Annotated in this window: 19 protein-coding genes; 18 read left to right on the forward strand and 1 reads right to left on the reverse strand. The window is 45.6% G+C overall.

The genetic code is table 11. The features are described from left to right. Window positions 1–47: 47 nt before the first annotated feature. The 18 genes from efp to scpB all read left to right on the forward strand — a co-directional run bounded on the left by efp (window position 48) and on the right by scpB (window position 14,440). On the forward strand, window positions 48–605 hold the full coding sequence (gene efp / locus T355_RS0106495; protein WP_027397057.1) for an elongation factor P: 558 nt from the start codon (window positions 48–50) through the stop codon (window positions 603–605). Window positions 606–777: 172 nt separating this feature from the next. Continuing rightward, complete coding sequence (locus tag T355_RS0106500) at window positions 778–1,173, forward strand: Asp23/Gls24 family envelope stress response protein (protein WP_027397058.1); 396 nt, start codon at window positions 778–780, stop codon at window positions 1,171–1,173. 11 nt (window positions 1,174–1,184) lie between these two features. Then, complete coding sequence (gene amaP / locus T355_RS0106505; protein WP_027397059.1) at window positions 1,185–1,757, forward strand: alkaline shock response membrane anchor protein AmaP; 573 nt, start codon at window positions 1,185–1,187, stop codon at window positions 1,755–1,757. A gap of 13 nt (window positions 1,758–1,770) precedes the next feature. Continuing rightward, window positions 1,771–2,031, forward strand: a complete 261-nt coding sequence (locus tag T355_RS13790) for a DUF2273 domain-containing protein (RefSeq protein WP_051555430.1) — start codon at window positions 1,771–1,773, stop codon at window positions 2,029–2,031. A 43-nt stretch (window positions 2,032–2,074) separates the two neighbouring features. After that, window positions 2,075–2,509, forward strand: coding sequence for a transcription antitermination factor NusB (gene nusB, locus T355_RS0106515; protein ID WP_027397061.1), 435 nt, complete (start codon window positions 2,075–2,077; stop codon window positions 2,507–2,509). Between the two features lie 68 nt (window positions 2,510–2,577). Then, the gene (gene xseA / locus T355_RS0106520) at window positions 2,578–3,780 is read left to right on the forward strand and encodes an exodeoxyribonuclease VII large subunit (RefSeq protein ID WP_027397062.1); all 1,203 of its coding nucleotides are present in this window, start codon (window positions 2,578–2,580) and stop codon (window positions 3,778–3,780) included. A 4-nt stretch (window positions 3,781–3,784) separates the two neighbouring features. Continuing rightward, window positions 3,785–4,027 (forward strand): exodeoxyribonuclease VII small subunit, encoded by a 243-nt coding sequence (xseB, locus tag T355_RS0106525; protein ID WP_027397063.1) that lies wholly within the window; start codon window positions 3,785–3,787, stop codon window positions 4,025–4,027. Window positions 4,028–4,029: 2 nt separating this feature from the next. Next, window positions 4,030–4,914 carry a polyprenyl synthetase family protein gene (locus T355_RS0106530; protein WP_027397064.1) on the forward strand — a complete coding sequence of 295 codons (885 nt, stop codon included), beginning with the start codon at window positions 4,030–4,032 and terminating at the stop codon, window positions 4,912–4,914. A gap of 15 nt (window positions 4,915–4,929) precedes the next feature. After that, the gene (dxs, locus tag T355_RS0106535) at window positions 4,930–6,816 is read left to right on the forward strand and encodes a 1-deoxy-D-xylulose-5-phosphate synthase (RefSeq protein WP_027397065.1); all 1,887 of its coding nucleotides are present in this window, start codon (window positions 4,930–4,932) and stop codon (window positions 6,814–6,816) included. 2 nt (window positions 6,817–6,818) lie between these two features. Then, window positions 6,819–7,649 (forward strand): TlyA family RNA methyltransferase, encoded by an 831-nt coding sequence (locus T355_RS0106540; RefSeq protein ID WP_037329933.1) that lies wholly within the window; start codon window positions 6,819–6,821, stop codon window positions 7,647–7,649. A gap of 37 nt (window positions 7,650–7,686) precedes the next feature. Continuing rightward, window positions 7,687–8,547, forward strand: coding sequence for an NAD(+)/NADH kinase (locus tag T355_RS0106545; RefSeq protein ID WP_027397067.1), 861 nt, complete (start codon window positions 7,687–7,689; stop codon window positions 8,545–8,547). After that, the gene (gene argR, locus T355_RS0106550; protein WP_027397068.1) at window positions 8,544–9,005 is read left to right on the forward strand and encodes an arginine repressor; all 462 of its coding nucleotides are present in this window, start codon (window positions 8,544–8,546) and stop codon (window positions 9,003–9,005) included. The genes T355_RS0106545 and argR overlap by 4 nt, the downstream gene beginning before the upstream one ends. Window positions 9,006–9,041: 36 nt before the next feature. Continuing rightward, a complete protein-coding gene (gene recN / locus T355_RS0106555; RefSeq protein ID WP_027397069.1) occupies window positions 9,042–10,754 on the forward strand; it encodes a DNA repair protein RecN in 1,713 nt (570 codons plus the stop codon). Between the two features lie 56 nt (window positions 10,755–10,810). Then, window positions 10,811–11,356 carry an NUDIX domain-containing protein gene (locus T355_RS0106560; protein ID WP_027397070.1) on the forward strand — a complete coding sequence of 182 codons (546 nt, stop codon included), beginning with the start codon at window positions 10,811–10,813 and terminating at the stop codon, window positions 11,354–11,356. An 11-nt stretch (window positions 11,357–11,367) separates the two neighbouring features. Further along, window positions 11,368–11,994 (forward strand): site-2 protease family protein, encoded by a 627-nt coding sequence (locus T355_RS0106565; protein WP_027397071.1) that lies wholly within the window; start codon window positions 11,368–11,370, stop codon window positions 11,992–11,994. Between the two features lie 49 nt (window positions 11,995–12,043). Further along, complete coding sequence (gene trpS / locus T355_RS0106570; RefSeq protein WP_027397072.1) at window positions 12,044–13,141, forward strand: tryptophan--tRNA ligase; 1,098 nt, start codon at window positions 12,044–12,046, stop codon at window positions 13,139–13,141. Window positions 13,142–13,148: 7 nt separating this feature from the next. Beyond that, on the forward strand, window positions 13,149–13,880 hold the full coding sequence (locus T355_RS0106575; RefSeq protein ID WP_037329934.1) for a segregation and condensation protein A: 732 nt from the start codon (window positions 13,149–13,151) through the stop codon (window positions 13,878–13,880). Beyond that, window positions 13,880–14,440 carry an SMC-Scp complex subunit ScpB gene (scpB, locus tag T355_RS0106580; protein WP_027397074.1) on the forward strand — a complete coding sequence of 187 codons (561 nt, stop codon included), beginning with the start codon at window positions 13,880–13,882 and terminating at the stop codon, window positions 14,438–14,440. The genes T355_RS0106575 and scpB overlap by 1 nt, the downstream gene beginning before the upstream one ends. Before the next feature lie 70 nt (window positions 14,441–14,510). Here the strand turns inward: scpB and rsmH are convergent, their stop codons facing one another. Next, on the reverse strand, window positions 14,511–15,605 hold the full coding sequence (gene rsmH / locus T355_RS0106585; protein ID WP_051555431.1) for a 16S rRNA (cytosine(1402)-N(4))-methyltransferase RsmH: 1,095 nt from the start codon (window positions 15,603–15,605) through the stop codon (window positions 14,511–14,513). Window positions 15,606–15,721 lie beyond the last annotated feature (116 nt).

Genomic DNA, 15,721 nt, shown 5'->3' on the forward strand with positions numbered 1-15,721 from the left:
GTCAATATAAAAAATTAATTTGCAAATTAAATTGGAGGGTTTTTCTAATGATTACAAGTACAGATTTTCGTACAGGTTTGACAATCGAGATTGATGGTGGCGTATGGCAGGTAGTAGACTTCCAGCACGTTAAGCCAGGTAAGGGTGCAGCCTTCGTTCGTACCAAGATTAAGAATGTAGAGACTGGTGCTGTTGTTGAGCGTACCTTCAACCCTAACGAAAAGATGCCTCAGGCCCGTCTGGACACTGCCCGCATGGCATTCCTCTATGAGACTGACGGCATGTACACTTTCATGGACAACGAGACCTATGAGCAGACTGAGCTTAACAAGGAGCAGCTTGGCGATGCTCTGAACTATCTTCAGGAGAACATGGAGGTTGCCATTCAGTCCTACAAGGGCCGCGTAATTGGTGTAACTCTCCCTAACTCCGTAGAGCTGAAGGTTACTGAGTGCGAGCCAAGCGTAAAGGGCAACACCGCTACTGGTGCCACCAAGATGGCTACCCTTGAGACTGGCTACTCTGTTCGCGTACCTCTGTTCATTAACGAGGGCGATGTACTCCGCATCGATACCCGTACCGGTGCTTACATCGAGCGTGCATAATATTTAATAAGATTACTTTTGGGCTGTGGAAAATGTTGCGACATTTTCTACAGCTTTTTCTTTTTTCGAATCTTTTATGCACGATATACACATTTCTTGAATAACAACTACATGTTTGGTATAATGATAAGCAAGTAATATTATGCATAATTATTGATAGGGGGGTATTTATATGGCAGACGAAATGATTAAAATTGATGACGGTTTAGGTTCTGTTCGCATTGGCGATGAGGTTGTCAGCATGATGGCCGGTATTGCTGCGCTGGAGATTCCTGGCATAGCCGGAATGAGCGGCGGCATTGCCGGGGGTATTGCCGAGCTTCTGGGCAGAAAAAATCTTTCCAAGGGCGTTAAGGTAGAAGTAGGCGAAAAGGAAGCCCGTGTTGATTTGTACATCATCATTAAATATGGTGAGCGTATTCCAGATGTGGCTATTGCTGTTCAGGAGAACGTAAAGAAGCAGATTGAGACCATGACCGGGCTGAGCGTTATCGAGGTCAATGTTCACGTTCAGGGCGTGGATTTCGGAGAAGAAGAAAATAAGGAAGAAACCAGAAAGATCCGCTAGGGGGCAGTTTAATGGGAGTATTTAACAGATTCCTGCTGTTTTTGTACACCTTGCTTTTTGGTGTAGTAAGCCTGGGGGTCGTTTTACTGGTATTTAATGTGGTTCCGGAAAGAGTGCTTCTCAACGAGTATCAGTTTGCTGTAACACAGTGGCAGACAGGTGCTGTTGCTGCTGTTGTGTTTATCATCAGCATTCATCTGTTGTTTTGCTCCTTTGCTGGTAAAGGCAGCAAGGAGCTGGCCACAGGAGATATTGTGCTGGTACACGGTATAGAGGGGGATGTGAACGTTTCCATTAACGCCATAAAGGGGATGATAGAACGGATTTCCAGTGGCGTGCGTGGTGTGCGTGAAGCAAAGGTTAAGGCTCTTTTGAAGCAGGACAAGGAAAAGGGCGACTGTCTGAATCTGGATGTTAAGCTTGAGGTGGGGCAGGAGCGCAGTATAGCAAACATTTCTGATGATGTTCGTACCCAGTCAAGCAAATACCTGACTGACATAGCATGTATTTCTAATTTTAATGTTGTGGTTTCCGTTCAGAGTATTTCCAGCGGTGTGGTTGTCAAGAAAAGACGACTGAAGTAATGGAGGTGTCTGAATGGATAACGAAATCAGTTTGAAGCAGGCTTTGGCCAACGCTTTTCGCCGTCAGTGTGAAAGACGTCCAGGAACCCTTATGGGGATAGCTGGTGGCATTTTGATTGCTGTGGGCATTTTGCTCTTTGGCTTTTGGAGTGTCATGTTTGTAGTCATTTGTGGCTTTATAGGCTGCTTTATCGGTAAGAATATTGATAAGGGCGGTAGCTTTATAGATAATATCCGGGATTCCGTTCCCCGGGATATTCACCGGTGGCGCTGATAGCCAAATATATTATTTTGTTTAAGAATCGAGGAATATAAGTATGAGTCGTAGACAAGCTCGTGAGGTAGCACTTCAGGCTTTGTTTCAGTTGGATATGAATCCGTTGGATGAAGGTATGGATGTAGCTCAGGCCAGACAGAATGCCATTGATGCTGCTGTCTTTGCAAAGGATGAGGATGTTAAGCTGGGCAGCAAGGACATGGATTTTCTGAAGGGGCTGGTAAATGGTACTCTTGATAACCAGGAGTCCATTGATGAAATGATTACCAATAGCTCCAAGGAGTGGAAGCTGCAGCGTATGGCCGGAGTAGACAGAAATATTACCCGTATGGCTGTTTATGAGCTTAAGTTCTGCGAGGAGAAGCTGACTCCTAATATCGTTATTAATGAGGCAGTTGAGCTGGCCAAGAAGTTTGGCAGCGATGAGTCCAGCCGTTTTGTAAATGGTATTCTGGGAGCTATTGCTCGTGTATAAGATTTAGGGCCGCATTTTTGGGTGCGGCCCGTTTTCTGTGTTTTAGAATATGCTTTTTCGGGTGAAATATGGCTGTTATCAGAAGTGTTTCTGAGATAACTAAATATATTGCGGGACTTTTAAAGAATGATCTGGCCCTGCACAATGTCACTATCAGAGGACAGATTTCTAATTTTAAGCAGTATTCCTCCGGCCATTGCTACTTTGATCTGAAGGATAAGGATTCTATTTTAAAGTGCGTTATCTGGCGAAGCTATGCGGAACGTCTGAGGTTTCGTCCTGAAAACGATATGCAGGTGCTGGCCACTGGCAGCGTGGAGGTTTACGAGCGTGACGGCAAGTATCAGTTTTACGTCAGCCGTATGGCTCCAGATGGTGTAGGGGAGCTGGCTCTTGCCTTTGAGCAGCTGAAGGAGCGCCTTTCCAAGGAGGGCCTTTTTGATGCTGAATTTAAGAAGGCTTTACCAGCCTATCCAAAAACCATTGGTATTGTTACATCGCCAACGGGGGCAGTGCTGAGGGATATTTATACGGTGTCAAGGCGACGTATGCCGTCAATAAGACTGGCCCTTTATCCTGTTATGGTGCAGGGGGCAGGCTCAGCAGAGCAGATAGCCCATGGTGTTGATTTTTTCAATACCAAATATCCTGTGGATGTGCTGATAGTAGGCCGTGGTGGCGGTTCTATGGAGGATTTGTGGTCATTTAATGAGGAAGTGGTGGTTCGGGCTATTTTTAAGTCCAGAATACCTGTGATTTCCGCTGTGGGCCATGAAACTGATTTTACACTGGCGGATTTTGTGGCTGACCAGAGAGCAGCCACCCCATCCCAGGCGGCGGAGTTGGCAGTGCCGGATGTGTCTGAGGTAATTCAGCGCATAAATTCTGCCAGGGAAAGGTTGCAGGTGGCGGCTGTTACAAGTATTAAGGACTCCAGACGGAGTCTGGAAGCTATTATGGACAGCTTCGTATTTACCCAGCCCCTTCGTATGCTGGAATCAAGCAGTATGAGGCTGGATAATTTGCAGTCCAGATTAAACAAGATAGCAATTCAGCTGGTGAAGGAGAAGAAAAACCAGCTGCTTCACGATATGGAAAAATTGGAGCTGATAAATCCTCTGGGAGTTATCAGACGGGGTTATGGTATTGTTCATGACAAAAAGGGCACTATTGTCAGTGATATCAGCAATATAAAGGTTGATGATATGGTGTCTGTAAGGCTTAATGGAGGGCAGTTTGATGCCCAGATTAAGGCAATAAGGGAGGAGTAGTTCGATGCCACGGAAAAAAGAGGCTTCCTTTGAGGAAAATCTGGCGGAATTGGAGCAGATTGTAGATAAATTGGAAAGCGGCGAAGCAAGCTTGAAGGATGTTATTGATAATTATACATTGGGCATGGAGCTTTCCAGAAAGTGTCTGGCTGAACTGAAGTCAGTTGAGGACAAGATGAATGTAATCCTCAGTGAAGAGAATGGTAAGGTAGTGGAAATGCCTTTGGAGCTTGAGGGAGGACAATAATTGTGGACAAGACTCAGTGGAATGAACGAATTAAGCTAATAGAAAAAGCTCTGGTGGAGGAGCTTCAGGAAGATAAGGCATTGGACCCGACTCTTTGTGAATCCATGAAATACAGCCTCACTGCTGGTGGCAAGCGTCTGCGCCCAATTCTTGTGATGGCGGCGGCTGATGCCATTGGTGCTAAGGGTACTGATTTTATTCATATTGCCTGTGCCATCGAAATGATTCACACCTATTCCCTTATTCACGATGATTTGCCTGCCATGGATAATGATGATTATCGCCGTGGCAAGCTGACCAACCATAAGGTTTATGGTGATGGTATGGCCATTTTGGCTGGAGATGCCCTGCTGACCCAGGCCTTTGAGGTAATGCTTCGTCAGGATAATTTGCCGGCAGATGTGCTGTTAAATGTAGTTCGGGAAATGTCCATTGGTGCTGGCCCTAACGGTATGGTGGGGGGACAGGCCATTGATTTGGAGGCTGAGGGCAAGCAAAAATCCCTTAGTCTTGAAGAATTAAAGAAGATGCACGCTGGCAAAACCGGAGCTTTATTTAGAGCTGCCATCAGAAGTGGCGCTATTGTGGCCGGGGCCTCTGACGAGGAGCTGGCGGCCCTTACCACTTATGCTGATTGCTTCGGCCTTGCATTCCAGATTACTGATGATATTCTGGATGTTATTGGTGATGAAGCAGTTATCGGTAAGCCTGTAGGCAGTGATGAGCGTAATGACAAGTCCACTTATGTTTCCCTTACTTCCCTGGATGAAGCCAAGAAGCTGGCGGCTGATACCGTGGCAGAAGCCGTCGACGCCTTAGAAATTTTTGGTGACAAGGCTACCTTTTTACGGGAGCTTGTGGAATATTTGTTAAAGAGAAATAAATAATTAAGGAGCCACACTATGTCTGAGAACATATTGGAAAAAATAAATAGTGCTTCTGATGTGGCTAAGTGCAGCTTAGAGGAACTGAAAACTCTGGCTGGCGAAATCAGAAGCAAAATTATAAATACTTGTGCTGCCAATGGCGGTCATCTGGCACCTAGTCTTGGTACTGTGGATCTGACTTTGGCCATGTACAGTGTATTCAATCCTGAAAAGGATAAGATTGTATGGGATGTGGGTCATCAGGCGTACTCCCATAAAATTCTCACTGGTCGTAAGGAAAGATTTAGCACTTTGCGCACCAAGGGGGGCATTACAGGCTTTCCTAAACGCTCAGAATCAAAGTGCGATGCCTTTGGTGTGGGTCACGCCAGTACATCTATTTCTGCTGCAGTGGGTATGGCCATTGAGCGGGATATTCGCAAGCAGGATTATAGCGTTATTGCGGTAATCGGTGATGGAGCCTTTACTGGTGGTGAGGCCTATGAAGGTCTTAACTATGCCGGAACCATCGGCAAGAATATGATTGTGGTTCTTAATGACAATGAAATGTCCATTGATAAAAATGTGGGTGCCATGTCAGAGTATTTGAGCCATATTCGCATTATGCCCCAGTATAACAAGGCAAAGAAGGAGCTGCAGGAATTTTTAAAGGGGTTCCCTGGAATTGGCGAAACTGTATGGAACGCAGCGGGCTCCGTCAAGGATGGTATTTATGCTCTTTTGACTCCGGGCAGTGTCTTTGAGTCCCTTGGATATACCTACGTTGGACCTATTGATGGTCACAACATTGAAAAAATGCAGGAGATTTTCCAAAAGGCTAGGGGCATTGAGGGCCCTGTGCTCATTCATGTGCGAACCACCAAGGGAAAGGGATATTCCTTTGCAGAAAATCAGCCCCATAAGTTCCACGGGGTGGGAAAATTTAACTGCGACACTGGTGAAATGATAAAAAAGGAGGGGGCACCTCCTTCCTATACGGATATTTTCAGTGATGCTCTTATCGAGCTGGCGGGAAAGTATGATAATATTACGGCAATTACGGCGGCTATGCCATCTGGCACTGGTCTAAAGAAGTTTTCTGGGGTGTATCCGGAGCGCTTTTTTGACGTGGGTATTGCAGAGGAGCATGCCATGACTATGGCAGCTGGTATGGCGGCAGTTGGTGGCAAGCCATTTGTGGCATTGTATTCCACCTTTGCTCAGCGGGCATACGATCAGATAATTCACGATGTTTGTCTGCAAAATCTGCCTGTTACCCTTTGCCTTGACCGCGGTGGTCTTGTGGGTGCTGATGGTCCGACCCATCATGGCGTATTTGATTATTCCTATTTGCGTCACATACCTAATATGGTGGTAATGGCTCCTAAGGATGAAAATGAGCTGCGGAATATGCTTTATACAGCAGCAAATTACAATGGCCCTATCAGTGTGCGTTATCCTCGGGGCTCTGCCACAGGGGTACCAGTGAAGGAGGGCTTTGTGCAGCTTGAAATCGGCAAGGGGGAAATTCTTTCCAGAGATAGTAAAGCAATAGTATTACTTGCCGTTGGCAGTATGGTAAAGCAGGCTGTAAAGGCAGCACAATTTTTGAAGGAAAAGGATATTTATACCACTGTTGTCAACATGAGATTTGTAAAGCCACTGGATACCGGGCTTATTGATGAGCTGGTAAGGGATGCCCGTCTTGTGGTAACCCTGGAGGAAAATGCACTGGCAGGGGGCTTTGGCTCCGGTGTTTTGGAATATTTGGCAGATGCTGGTATCAATACCGCCAAGATTATGCGTTTTGGCATTGAGGATAAGTTTATCGAACAGGGCTCCTGCCCTGAGCTTCTTGAGCTTTGTGGTCTTCTTCCAGAACAGATTGCGGATCGCATTGCAAAGAATTATGGTGATTTATAATTATGGGTGATAATACGGAAAAAGTAAAAAAAGAGCGTCTTGACGTGCTTTTGGTGAAAAAGAATCTGGTTCAGAGCCGTGAACGGGCCAAGACCACCATTATGGCCGGGATGGTTATTGTGGATGGTAACAAGATTGACAAGGCCGGTACCATGGTTAAGGAAAATGCTGATATTCGGGTTTTGGGAAATCAGATTCCTTATGTGAGCCGTGGTGGTCTGAAGCTGGAGAAGGCCATCAAGGAATTTGGCGTGGAGCTGAAGGGAAAGGTTACTGCTGATATTGGTGCTTCCACTGGAGGGTTTACTGATTGTATGCTCCAAAATGGTGCTGTAAAGGTTTTTGCCATTGATGTGGGATATGGTCAGCTGGCCTGGAGTCTCCGCACTGATGAAAGGGTAGTTAATATGGAGCGCACCAACGTGCGCAATGTAACCCCGGAGGATATCGGTCAGCTTATTGATTTGGCCTCCATAGATGTGGCCTTTATTTCCCTGGAGAAGGTTTTGCCTGCTGTAAAGGCAATGCTGAAGCCAGATGGCCAGGTGGTGGCTCTCATTAAGCCACAGTTCGAGGCTGGCAAGGAAAAGGTGGGCAAAAAGGGTGTTGTAAGAGATCCTAAGGTTCATCTGGAGGTTATTCATAAGGTTATTGACACTGCCCGTGAGATGGAATTTGTCACCAAGGAGCTGACTTTTTCCCCAGTGAAGGGGCCTGAGGGCAATATTGAATACCTGGTTTGGCTTACCAAGGACAAGGAAGCTGCTGATAATGTAACTGATGAGGTAATGGCAAGCACTGTTGAGCTGGCTCACAACAACCTTGACAAGTAATTCGCGGGAAGATTAGCTAAATAAAGAGGATGTCTTTATGAAGACAATTGCTATTTATCCAAATATTAATAAGGACGAATCAGCCCAGGTTATGGAAAGAATCCGCAGCTATTTTGCGGACAAGCAGGACAGGGTTCGCATTGTTATGTCACGCAGCATTGCGGAAATGTTTAACTGTCCCGAGTACGGTATAGACGATTTGGACAATGAACCCATTGATTTGGGACTGAGTATTGGTGGTGACGGTACCCTCCTGGGGGTATGTCGCAAGCTGTATACCCGAAAGATTCCAGCCTGTGGAATCAACATTGGCCGCGTGGGCTTTCTTACAGATATTGAACTGACGGAGCTGGAGAGTCGCCTTGATAACCTTTTAAATGGTGAGTATCAGGTGGTGGAGCGCACAGTTATCTCCGGCTCTGTTTTGAGTCAGGGCAATCGGCGTATGCTGGGGCATGCCATTAATGATGTGGTTATTGGCAAGGGTGGCCTGTCCCGCATGCTGAGTCTAAGCATGCGTATAGATGATACCATGATTAACGATTATAAGGCTGATGGTGTTATTGTATCCACTGCCACCGGATCTACGGCATATTCCCTTTCGGCAGGCGGACCAATAGTAAATCCAAGTGTTCCCGCACTTCTCATTACGCCAATTTGTCCTCATACTCTGGATGCCAGACCGATGATAATACCAGATGATGAGGAAGTGCAGATTTATATAGCGGCAGTTCATCAGGATATTCAGATGACCTTTGACGGTCAGGAGAGCTTCCAGCTTTTGCCCGGGGATGTGGTTTATATCCGCAAGGGAAAGAACCCGGCACGCATAATAAAATTTGGTGACAAAAATTATTACGACACTCTAAAAAGTAAGTTATGGGGGAATTCTAAATGAAGGCTCATAGACAATCAAAGATTAAGCAGATTATTGAAAATCAGATAATTGAGACTCAGGAGGATTTGGCCGCAGCCCTTAGAGCAAGGGATATTGAGGTTACCCAGGCCACCGTTTCCAGAGATATTAAGGATATGCAGCTGGTGAAGATTCCTTGTGGTAATGGCAAGTATCGCTATGCTTATCCAATGGATACCCAGACTATGCACTCCGAGGACCGTATGCAGCGTCTGTTTAAGGAGCTGGTTAAGAAGATTGACTACAGCGAAAATATCATTGTGGTAAAGACCATGCCCGGGGCAGCCAATTCCATTTGTGCAGCCCTTGATAATGCCCGCTGGCCGGAGGTTATTGGCACTGTGGCCGGTGATGATACCATTTTGGCAGTGGTAAAGTCCTCCAGCATGGCTGAGGATGTGGCTCTGAAGCTGGAAGCCATGAGTATGGGAATTAAATGATTGAAGGAATGTTTGGGTAGCTAGGAGATTTTCAAAATGCTCAACACACTTACAATATGGAACTTTGCTTTGTTGGAGCAGGTTCAGATAGATTTTGACAAGGGACTTAACATCCTTACCGGAGAAACTGGTGCCGGTAAATCAATCCTTATTGATGCCCTGGGGGCTATGCTGGGAAATCGCCTGTCTACGGATTTTATCCGCACAGGGGCTGACTGGCTTCGGGTGGAGGCTATATTCTCTCTGGATAATCAGCCAAGGGTTATTGATTATCTTAACGAAAATGCTATTGATACCACGGAGGGAGAGCTAATTATCACCCGTCAGATAACCAGCAATGGACGTGGCACCATACTGGTAAATGGCTGTCACACCACTGTGGCGGTACTGAAAAAATTGGGAACATTGCTGGTAGACATCCATGGCCAGAACGAGAATCTGGCCCTTCTTAATGCGTCCAATCAGTACAAGCTGGTGGATGGCTCAGATGATCGCATCAAGGTGGCCTTAAGTTCTTATCAGCAGGCCTTCAAGTCCTTTAAGGACAAGGAGCATAAGCTGGCTGAAAAGGAAAAAAGCTCTGCTGATAACGAGCAGAAGCTGGAAATGCTGAAGTGGCAGGTACAGGAAATTGAGGCGGCCCAGCTGCAGGAGAATGAGGATGAGGAGCTGGAACGGGAAATAAAGAAGCTGTCAAATGCAGAAAAGATTTCCAACTATATCGGGGAGGCCTGTCGTAATCTTTACGGCGGCGGTAGCAACGGTATAGGCGTTGTCAGTGCATTGGAAGAAGTGGTGGAGAATCTTAGAGATTTGTCACGATTTGATGATTCACTGGATAATGCAACTGATGCCATAAAAGAGGCTTGTATTCAGATAAAAGAAGCAGCCTATGAGGTTCGTGACTATGGTGATGAGCTGGAATTTAACCCACAGCTTTTAGATAAGCTCCAGAGCCGTATGGATGTAATAGATAAGCTGCGTAAGAAATACGGTGCCACTATTGAGGATATTATGGCGTTTAAGGAAAAGGCCCAGCAGCAGCTCAATGATATTGAAAACTACGATGATGATATTGCTGTATTGAAGCAGGAAATAGAGAAGGCCCGTGAAGAAGCCACAGCTTGTGCTGTTCGTCTTACGGAGCTTAGAAAACAGGCTGGGGACAGACTTTCCATGGCCATCGAGGAGCACCTTCATGAGCTGGGAATGCCTGATGCCAGGCTGGAGATTGCCATTAATGAGGCCGAAGACCTTGGCAGCCTTGGGGCAGATGAATTGGAAATCCTCTTTTCTGCCAATCCTGGACAGGATATGCGGCCAATTCAAAAGGTGGCCTCTGGCGGTGAGCTTTCCCGTATTGCACTTTCCATTAAGGCGGTTACTGCCTTTAGGGATGATTCACCAGCCAGCATGATTTTTGATGAAATTGATACCGGTATCGGTGGCCGTACTGCCCAGATGGTGGCAGAGCGTATTGCCATGGTGGCGGCGGATAAGCAGGTGCTTTGTATTACTCATTTGCCTCAGATTGCCTGCATGGCAGATGTGCATCTTTACATTAACAAGCAGGTGGTTAACGGCATGACCTCAACCTCTGTACGGGCCCTTACTGAAGGGGAGCGGGTTAATGAAATAGCCCGTATGGCCTCTGGAGTGGATGTATCTGCGGCATCCCTTGATAATGCCCGTGAAATGCTGGCTAATGCCGGGGTAAAGAAGCAGCAATACAGCCGTAAATTAGGTTAATTTTTATTATGGACTAAAGCAGAGTTTTATACTAAAATATTTTTTTGGAGGCTTCTATGTACGAAGACTTAATTGAAATAAAGGAATCCAGTGAGAATATATTTGATGGCAATTTGCTCCATGTAAGGAAGGATAAGGTAAAACTGCCAAATGGTGGCACTGCCTACCGTGAGTGGATCAAGCATCCGGGAGCTGCAGCTGTTATTCCCGTTACGGAGGATGGCCAGGTTATTCTCGTGAGGCAGTATCGTTATCCTATTGATGAGGTGACTCTGGAGATTCCGGCGGGGAAGCTGGATATGCCAGGAGAGGATCCTTTGGAGTGTGCCAAGCGTGAGCTCAGTGAGGAAACTGGCTATACTGCCAAGGAGTATAAATTCTTTACCAAGCTGGCCACCTGTGTAGGCTTTTGCAACGAGGTAATTTATATCTATGCTGCCAAGGGTCTGGAGCCAGGAAAGCAGCATACTGATGAAGATGAATTTATAAATGTGGTTAAGCTGCCCCTTAAGGAGGCAGTGGCAATGGTGGAGGATGGCCGCATAAATGATGCCAAATCCGTTACTGCTATTTTAATGCTGGACCGCATTCTGAATAAATAAATGGAGGCTTTATGTTTGATTTTAATTTGATGAGTATTATTGCAGGCTTGCCTGGGTTGCTTTTGGCCCTGGTGCTCCATGAATATGCCCATGCCCGTGTGGCTGTAGCCATGGGGGATTTTACACCAAAGCTCACTGGCCGTCTGACATTAAATCCAATGGCCCATATTGACCCTATCGGTTTATTGATGCTTTTGGTAGCCCGTTTTGGCTGGGCAAAGCCGGTTATGGTAAACCCAAGAAATTTTAGGGATATGAAGAAGGGCAATATTTTGGTGGCTCTGGCTGGCCCGGCGGCTAATTTTTTAACTGCCTTTGTAACACTTTTTATTATGATGGTGTTATTTAAGTTTGGTATGTTAAATACTGTGGGCATTAAGACAGTTTTGTCCATGATTGTTCTCTTTAATATCAACTTTGGTATTTTCAATCTCATTCCTTTGCCACCTCTGGATGGCTCCAAAATTTTGCTGGAGTTTTTGCCGGGAGAGCTGGCTTACAAGTATATGGGGCTTGAAAGATACAGCTTTATCATACTTATTGTTTTGATAATGACGCCTGTTCTTAGCAGTATATTGGTGCCATTGTCAGGCTTAATTTTGCATATCTTTGAGACAATTTTGAGTGTAATCCTGTAATAGGGTAACATAAATGAATTTTTAAATCTGAGAGGGGTTTCAATAAAAAATGGAAAAGATTATTTTAACTGGTGACAGACCAACTGGCAGACTTCATATTGGCCATTATGTAGGTTCTCTTAAGCGGAGAGTTGAACTTCAAAATTCCGGGGAGTTTGATAAAATCTACATTATGATTGCTGATGTTCAGGCCTTGACTGATAATTTTGAGAATCCTGAGAAGGTTCGTCAGAACATCCTGGAGGTTGCTTTGGACTACCTTTCTGTAGGTCTTGACCCAGCTAAATCCACTTTGTTCATTCAGTCCCAGGTGCCACAGCTTACTGAGCTTACCACCTATTATATGAATCTGGTTTCTGTTTCCCGTGTGGAGAGAAATCCTACTGTAAAGGCTGAGATTCAGCAGAAGAATTTTGAAAAGAGTATTCCTGTGGGATTCTTTACTTATCCTATAAGTCAGGCCTCCGATATTACTGCTTTTAAGGCAACTCTGGTTCCAGTAGGTGAGGATCAGCTGCCTATGCTGGAGCAGTGTAAGGAAATCGTTCGCCGCTTTAACATGATTTATGGCGGTGAGGCCTTGGTGGAGCCAGATATTATGCTGCCGGAAAATGAGACCTGCCGTCGCCTCCCTGGTACTGATGGCAAGGCCAAGATGTCCAAGTCTATTGGCAACTGCATCTATCTTTCCGATGATGCGGAAACCGTCCGCAAGAAGGTTATGGATATGTACACTGACCCTACCCATATTAAGGTTTCTGACCCAGGCCATGTGGAGGGGAATGCTGTATTTACTTATCTTGATGCCTTCAGCAAGCCGGAGCACTTTGAGAAGTATCTCCCAGAGTATGAGAATCTGGATGCCCTTAAGGAGCACTACACCCGTGGCGGTCTTGGGGATGTAAAAATCAAGAAGTTCCTGAACAGTATTCTTCAGGAGGAGCTGGAGCCTATTCGTGCCCGTCGTAAGGAATACGAAAAGGATATTGCCGGCGTATATGAAATTTTGAAAAAGGGTAGCGAAGAGGCCAGACGTGTGGCTGAGAACACCCTGCAGGATGTACGTAATGCCATGAAAATTAATTACTTCTCTGACGAGGAGCTGATTAAGGCCCAGGCTGCAAAGTATCAGGCAAATAAGGATTGATTTTGATTTGACTGAAAAATATTCAGTACGGCTTGAGAGCTTTGAGGGTCCTATGGAGCTTCTGATGCATCTCATAGAAAAGAATAAAATTGATATTTATGATATTCCAATAGCAGAGCTCACGGAACAGTACATTGATTATCTTGATCAGTTCCGTGAGTTTAATTTGGAAATTGCCAGTGAGTTTCTGCTGATGGCGGCCACGCTGTTGCAAATAAAATCCCGCATGATGCTGCCAAAGCCACCTAAATCCAAGGAGGCGGAGGAGACTGAGGATATTGACCCTCGTCAGGAGCTTATTGACCGCATTTTGGAGTACAGAAGATATAAGGAAGTCAGCACTGTACTTCTTGATATGCAGGATATGCAGGAAAAGTATGTAACTAGAGCTCCCATGGAGCTGCCGGTACATCATCTGCCGCCTGATAATATGTCAATGCAGGATTTGGTGAGGGCCTTCAGCAATGTTCTTGCCATGCACAAGGAATTAAAGATTCCCGATGCCTTGGTGGAGCCGGAGGAATATACCATTTCTGATAAAATGGAGCTTTTATTGTCACTATTAAATAAAAGTGGTGGCAAAATTTCCTTTGAGGATGCATTTCATACGGGAAACCGTTCTGAGCTGATAACAACCTTTTTGGCTATGTTGGAGCTCATAAAGGTAAAGAGCATCAGAGTGTATCAGGTGGATAGGTTTTCTGAGATTTTTATTGAAGTTAGAGTTGGTGAAGATTAATGTTTATGGGTGAACTGACTGGAGCCCTGGAGGCTGTGCTGTTTGCCAGTGGAGATCCGGTGTCAGCGCAGCAGCTGATGGAGATTTTTGGAATAGATATTGAGAGCCTTGATGAGTTGGTTGAGGCCCTGCAGAAGTCTCTTGATGAGCGGGGTAGCGGTATTATGGTTCAGCATGTTGCCGGTGGTTGGCAGCTGGCCACCCGTCAGGAGCTGTTTAACTATGTGGAAAAGCTGACGGAAACCAAGGAAAAGAAGCTATCAGCCGCAGCTATGGAAACCCTGTCCATTATCGCCTTTAAACAGCCCATTACCAAACAGGAGGTTGAGCACATCCGCGGTGTGCATGTTGAAAAGGTGCTGGCCAAGCTCATAGAGCTGGAGCTGGTGCGGGAGCTGGGGCGTAAGGATGTTTTGGGAAGGCCGATTCTTTACGGTACCACTGATAATTTCCTCAAGTGCTTTGGCCTTAATGAACTGACAGATTTGCCTGATCTTCCTACAGTGGAAATTGATGACAAGGAAATAGAGCAGCTTACTCTTATAGATGAAAATCAGTAAAAAAAATAAGGACTGTTCCGTTGCTGGAGCAGTCCTTTTCTGATGCCTTGATATACGCTTAAATATGAATTTATTTGACTGCCCAGCGCAGCTTGGTGGAATGGGCTCGGCTGTTATTATAGCATTCTTCCTTGCTGGGTCTGATAACCTCTGTGGAAATATCGCTGTATATTCCGGTCCGTTTTAAAGCCTGAAAGGCCTTCTTTACAATGCGGTCCTCCCCTGAGTGGAAGGTAAGAATTGCAGCTCTGCCACCATCTCTCAAAGCATCAGGTAGCTTTTCCATAAATTCATATAGTACCTCAAACTCGTGGTTTACATCTATGCGGAGGGCCTGAAAAACTCTGGCAGAGGATTTCTTAACGGCCATATCCCGGTCTTCCTTGGACAGTTTCACCTTTTGCAGTGCCTTGATGATTTCCTGATGAAGGGCAACAGTGGTTTCGATTTTGATGCCTCGCTTTAAATCGTTGCAAATCTGGCGGGCAATTTCCTCAGCGTATGGCTCATCAGAGTTTTCAATAAACATTCCTGCCAGCTCGTCTCTGTCCACTTCCTTAAGGCGGTCTGCAGCAGAGATTCCGGATTTTGAATCAAGTCTCAGATCAAGAGGACCATCTGCTTTATAGGTAAAGCCACGTTCTGGGTTATCTATCTGCATGGAGGAAACACCCAGGTCAGCAAGGACGAAATCAAAGCCACCTACCTCCTGGGCCAGCTTATCTATTTCGCAGAAGTTCATCAGCCTTGGGGTCCATATATCTTCCCCAAAACCATCCTTTCTAAGGCGGGCTTCTGTTTTGGCTTCCTCAATACTGTCAATATCACCGCTATATAGATGCCCCTTGCCCTGCAGCTTTTCCAGCATGGCTCGCGTATGGCCACCATACCCCAGTGTACCATCAAAGCCCTGTTCTTCGGGCTTTATATTCAGCACCTCAAGTATTTCCTTTACCATAATGGGAATATGCATACCGGCCGGGGTGTTGCCCTTGGCCATAACATGCTTTATTTGGTCACCATATTTGTCTGGATTCAGCTCCTTGTATTTTTCGGAGAATTTTTTGGGGTATTTGCCGCTGTAGCGGACACGTCGCTTATGGGGAGTCTGGCTCTCCTGTGGGGTCTCCTGTGTCAACAAATTTCCTTTATTATTAGTAGTCATATATACTCCTTAAAATTGTTGCAATTATTAAAAAATTAAGTATTTTTTCCTTTATTATACGTTGCTTCGGATATTATAATATACAAAGAGAGTTTTGTGTAGTGTAAGGAGGTTTG

It is taken from the genome of Anaerovibrio lipolyticus LB2005 (genome assembly GCF_000621545.1).
GTDB classification, from domain to species: domain Bacteria; phylum Bacillota; class Negativicutes; order Selenomonadales; family Selenomonadaceae; genus Anaerovibrio; species Anaerovibrio lipolyticus_A.

What these genes read in the sequence shown, in the direction of transcription:
- recN (WP_027397069.1), top strand. Translation starts at nt 9,042, where the DNA reads ATGCTCAACACACTTACAATATGGAACTTTGCTTTGTTGGAGCAGGTT.
- xseB (WP_027397063.1), top strand. Translation starts at nt 3,785, where the DNA reads ATGCCACGGAAAAAAGAGGCTTCCTTTGAGGAAAATCTGGCGGAATTG.
- T355_RS0106500 (WP_027397058.1), top strand. Translation starts at nt 778, where the DNA reads ATGGCAGACGAAATGATTAAAATTGATGACGGTTTAGGTTCTGTTCGC.
- efp (WP_027397057.1), top strand. Translation starts at nt 48, where the DNA reads ATGATTACAAGTACAGATTTTCGTACAGGTTTGACAATCGAGATTGAT.
- T355_RS0106560 (WP_027397070.1), top strand. Translation starts at nt 10,811, where the DNA reads ATGTACGAAGACTTAATTGAAATAAAGGAATCCAGTGAGAATATATTT.
- xseA (WP_027397062.1), top strand. Translation starts at nt 2,578, where the DNA reads ATGGCTGTTATCAGAAGTGTTTCTGAGATAACTAAATATATTGCGGGA.
- trpS (WP_027397072.1), top strand. Translation starts at nt 12,044, where the DNA reads ATGGAAAAGATTATTTTAACTGGTGACAGACCAACTGGCAGACTTCAT.
- T355_RS0106540 (WP_037329933.1), top strand. Translation starts at nt 6,819, where the DNA reads ATGGGTGATAATACGGAAAAAGTAAAAAAAGAGCGTCTTGACGTGCTT.
- nusB (WP_027397061.1), top strand. Translation starts at nt 2,075, where the DNA reads ATGAGTCGTAGACAAGCTCGTGAGGTAGCACTTCAGGCTTTGTTTCAG.
- dxs (WP_027397065.1), top strand. Translation starts at nt 4,930, where the DNA reads ATGTCTGAGAACATATTGGAAAAAATAAATAGTGCTTCTGATGTGGCT.
- argR (WP_027397068.1), top strand. Translation starts at nt 8,544, where the DNA reads ATGAAGGCTCATAGACAATCAAAGATTAAGCAGATTATTGAAAATCAG.
- rsmH (WP_051555431.1), bottom strand. Translation starts at nt 15,605, where the DNA reads ATGACTACTAATAATAAAGGAAATTTGTTGACACAGGAGACCCCACAG.
- T355_RS0106565 (WP_027397071.1), top strand. Translation starts at nt 11,368, where the DNA reads ATGTTTGATTTTAATTTGATGAGTATTATTGCAGGCTTGCCTGGGTTG.
- T355_RS0106545 (WP_027397067.1), top strand. Translation starts at nt 7,687, where the DNA reads ATGAAGACAATTGCTATTTATCCAAATATTAATAAGGACGAATCAGCC.
- scpB (WP_027397074.1), top strand. Translation starts at nt 13,880, where the DNA reads ATGTTTATGGGTGAACTGACTGGAGCCCTGGAGGCTGTGCTGTTTGCC.
- amaP (WP_027397059.1), top strand. Translation starts at nt 1,185, where the DNA reads ATGGGAGTATTTAACAGATTCCTGCTGTTTTTGTACACCTTGCTTTTT.
- T355_RS13790 (WP_051555430.1), top strand. Translation starts at nt 1,771, where the DNA reads ATGGATAACGAAATCAGTTTGAAGCAGGCTTTGGCCAACGCTTTTCGC.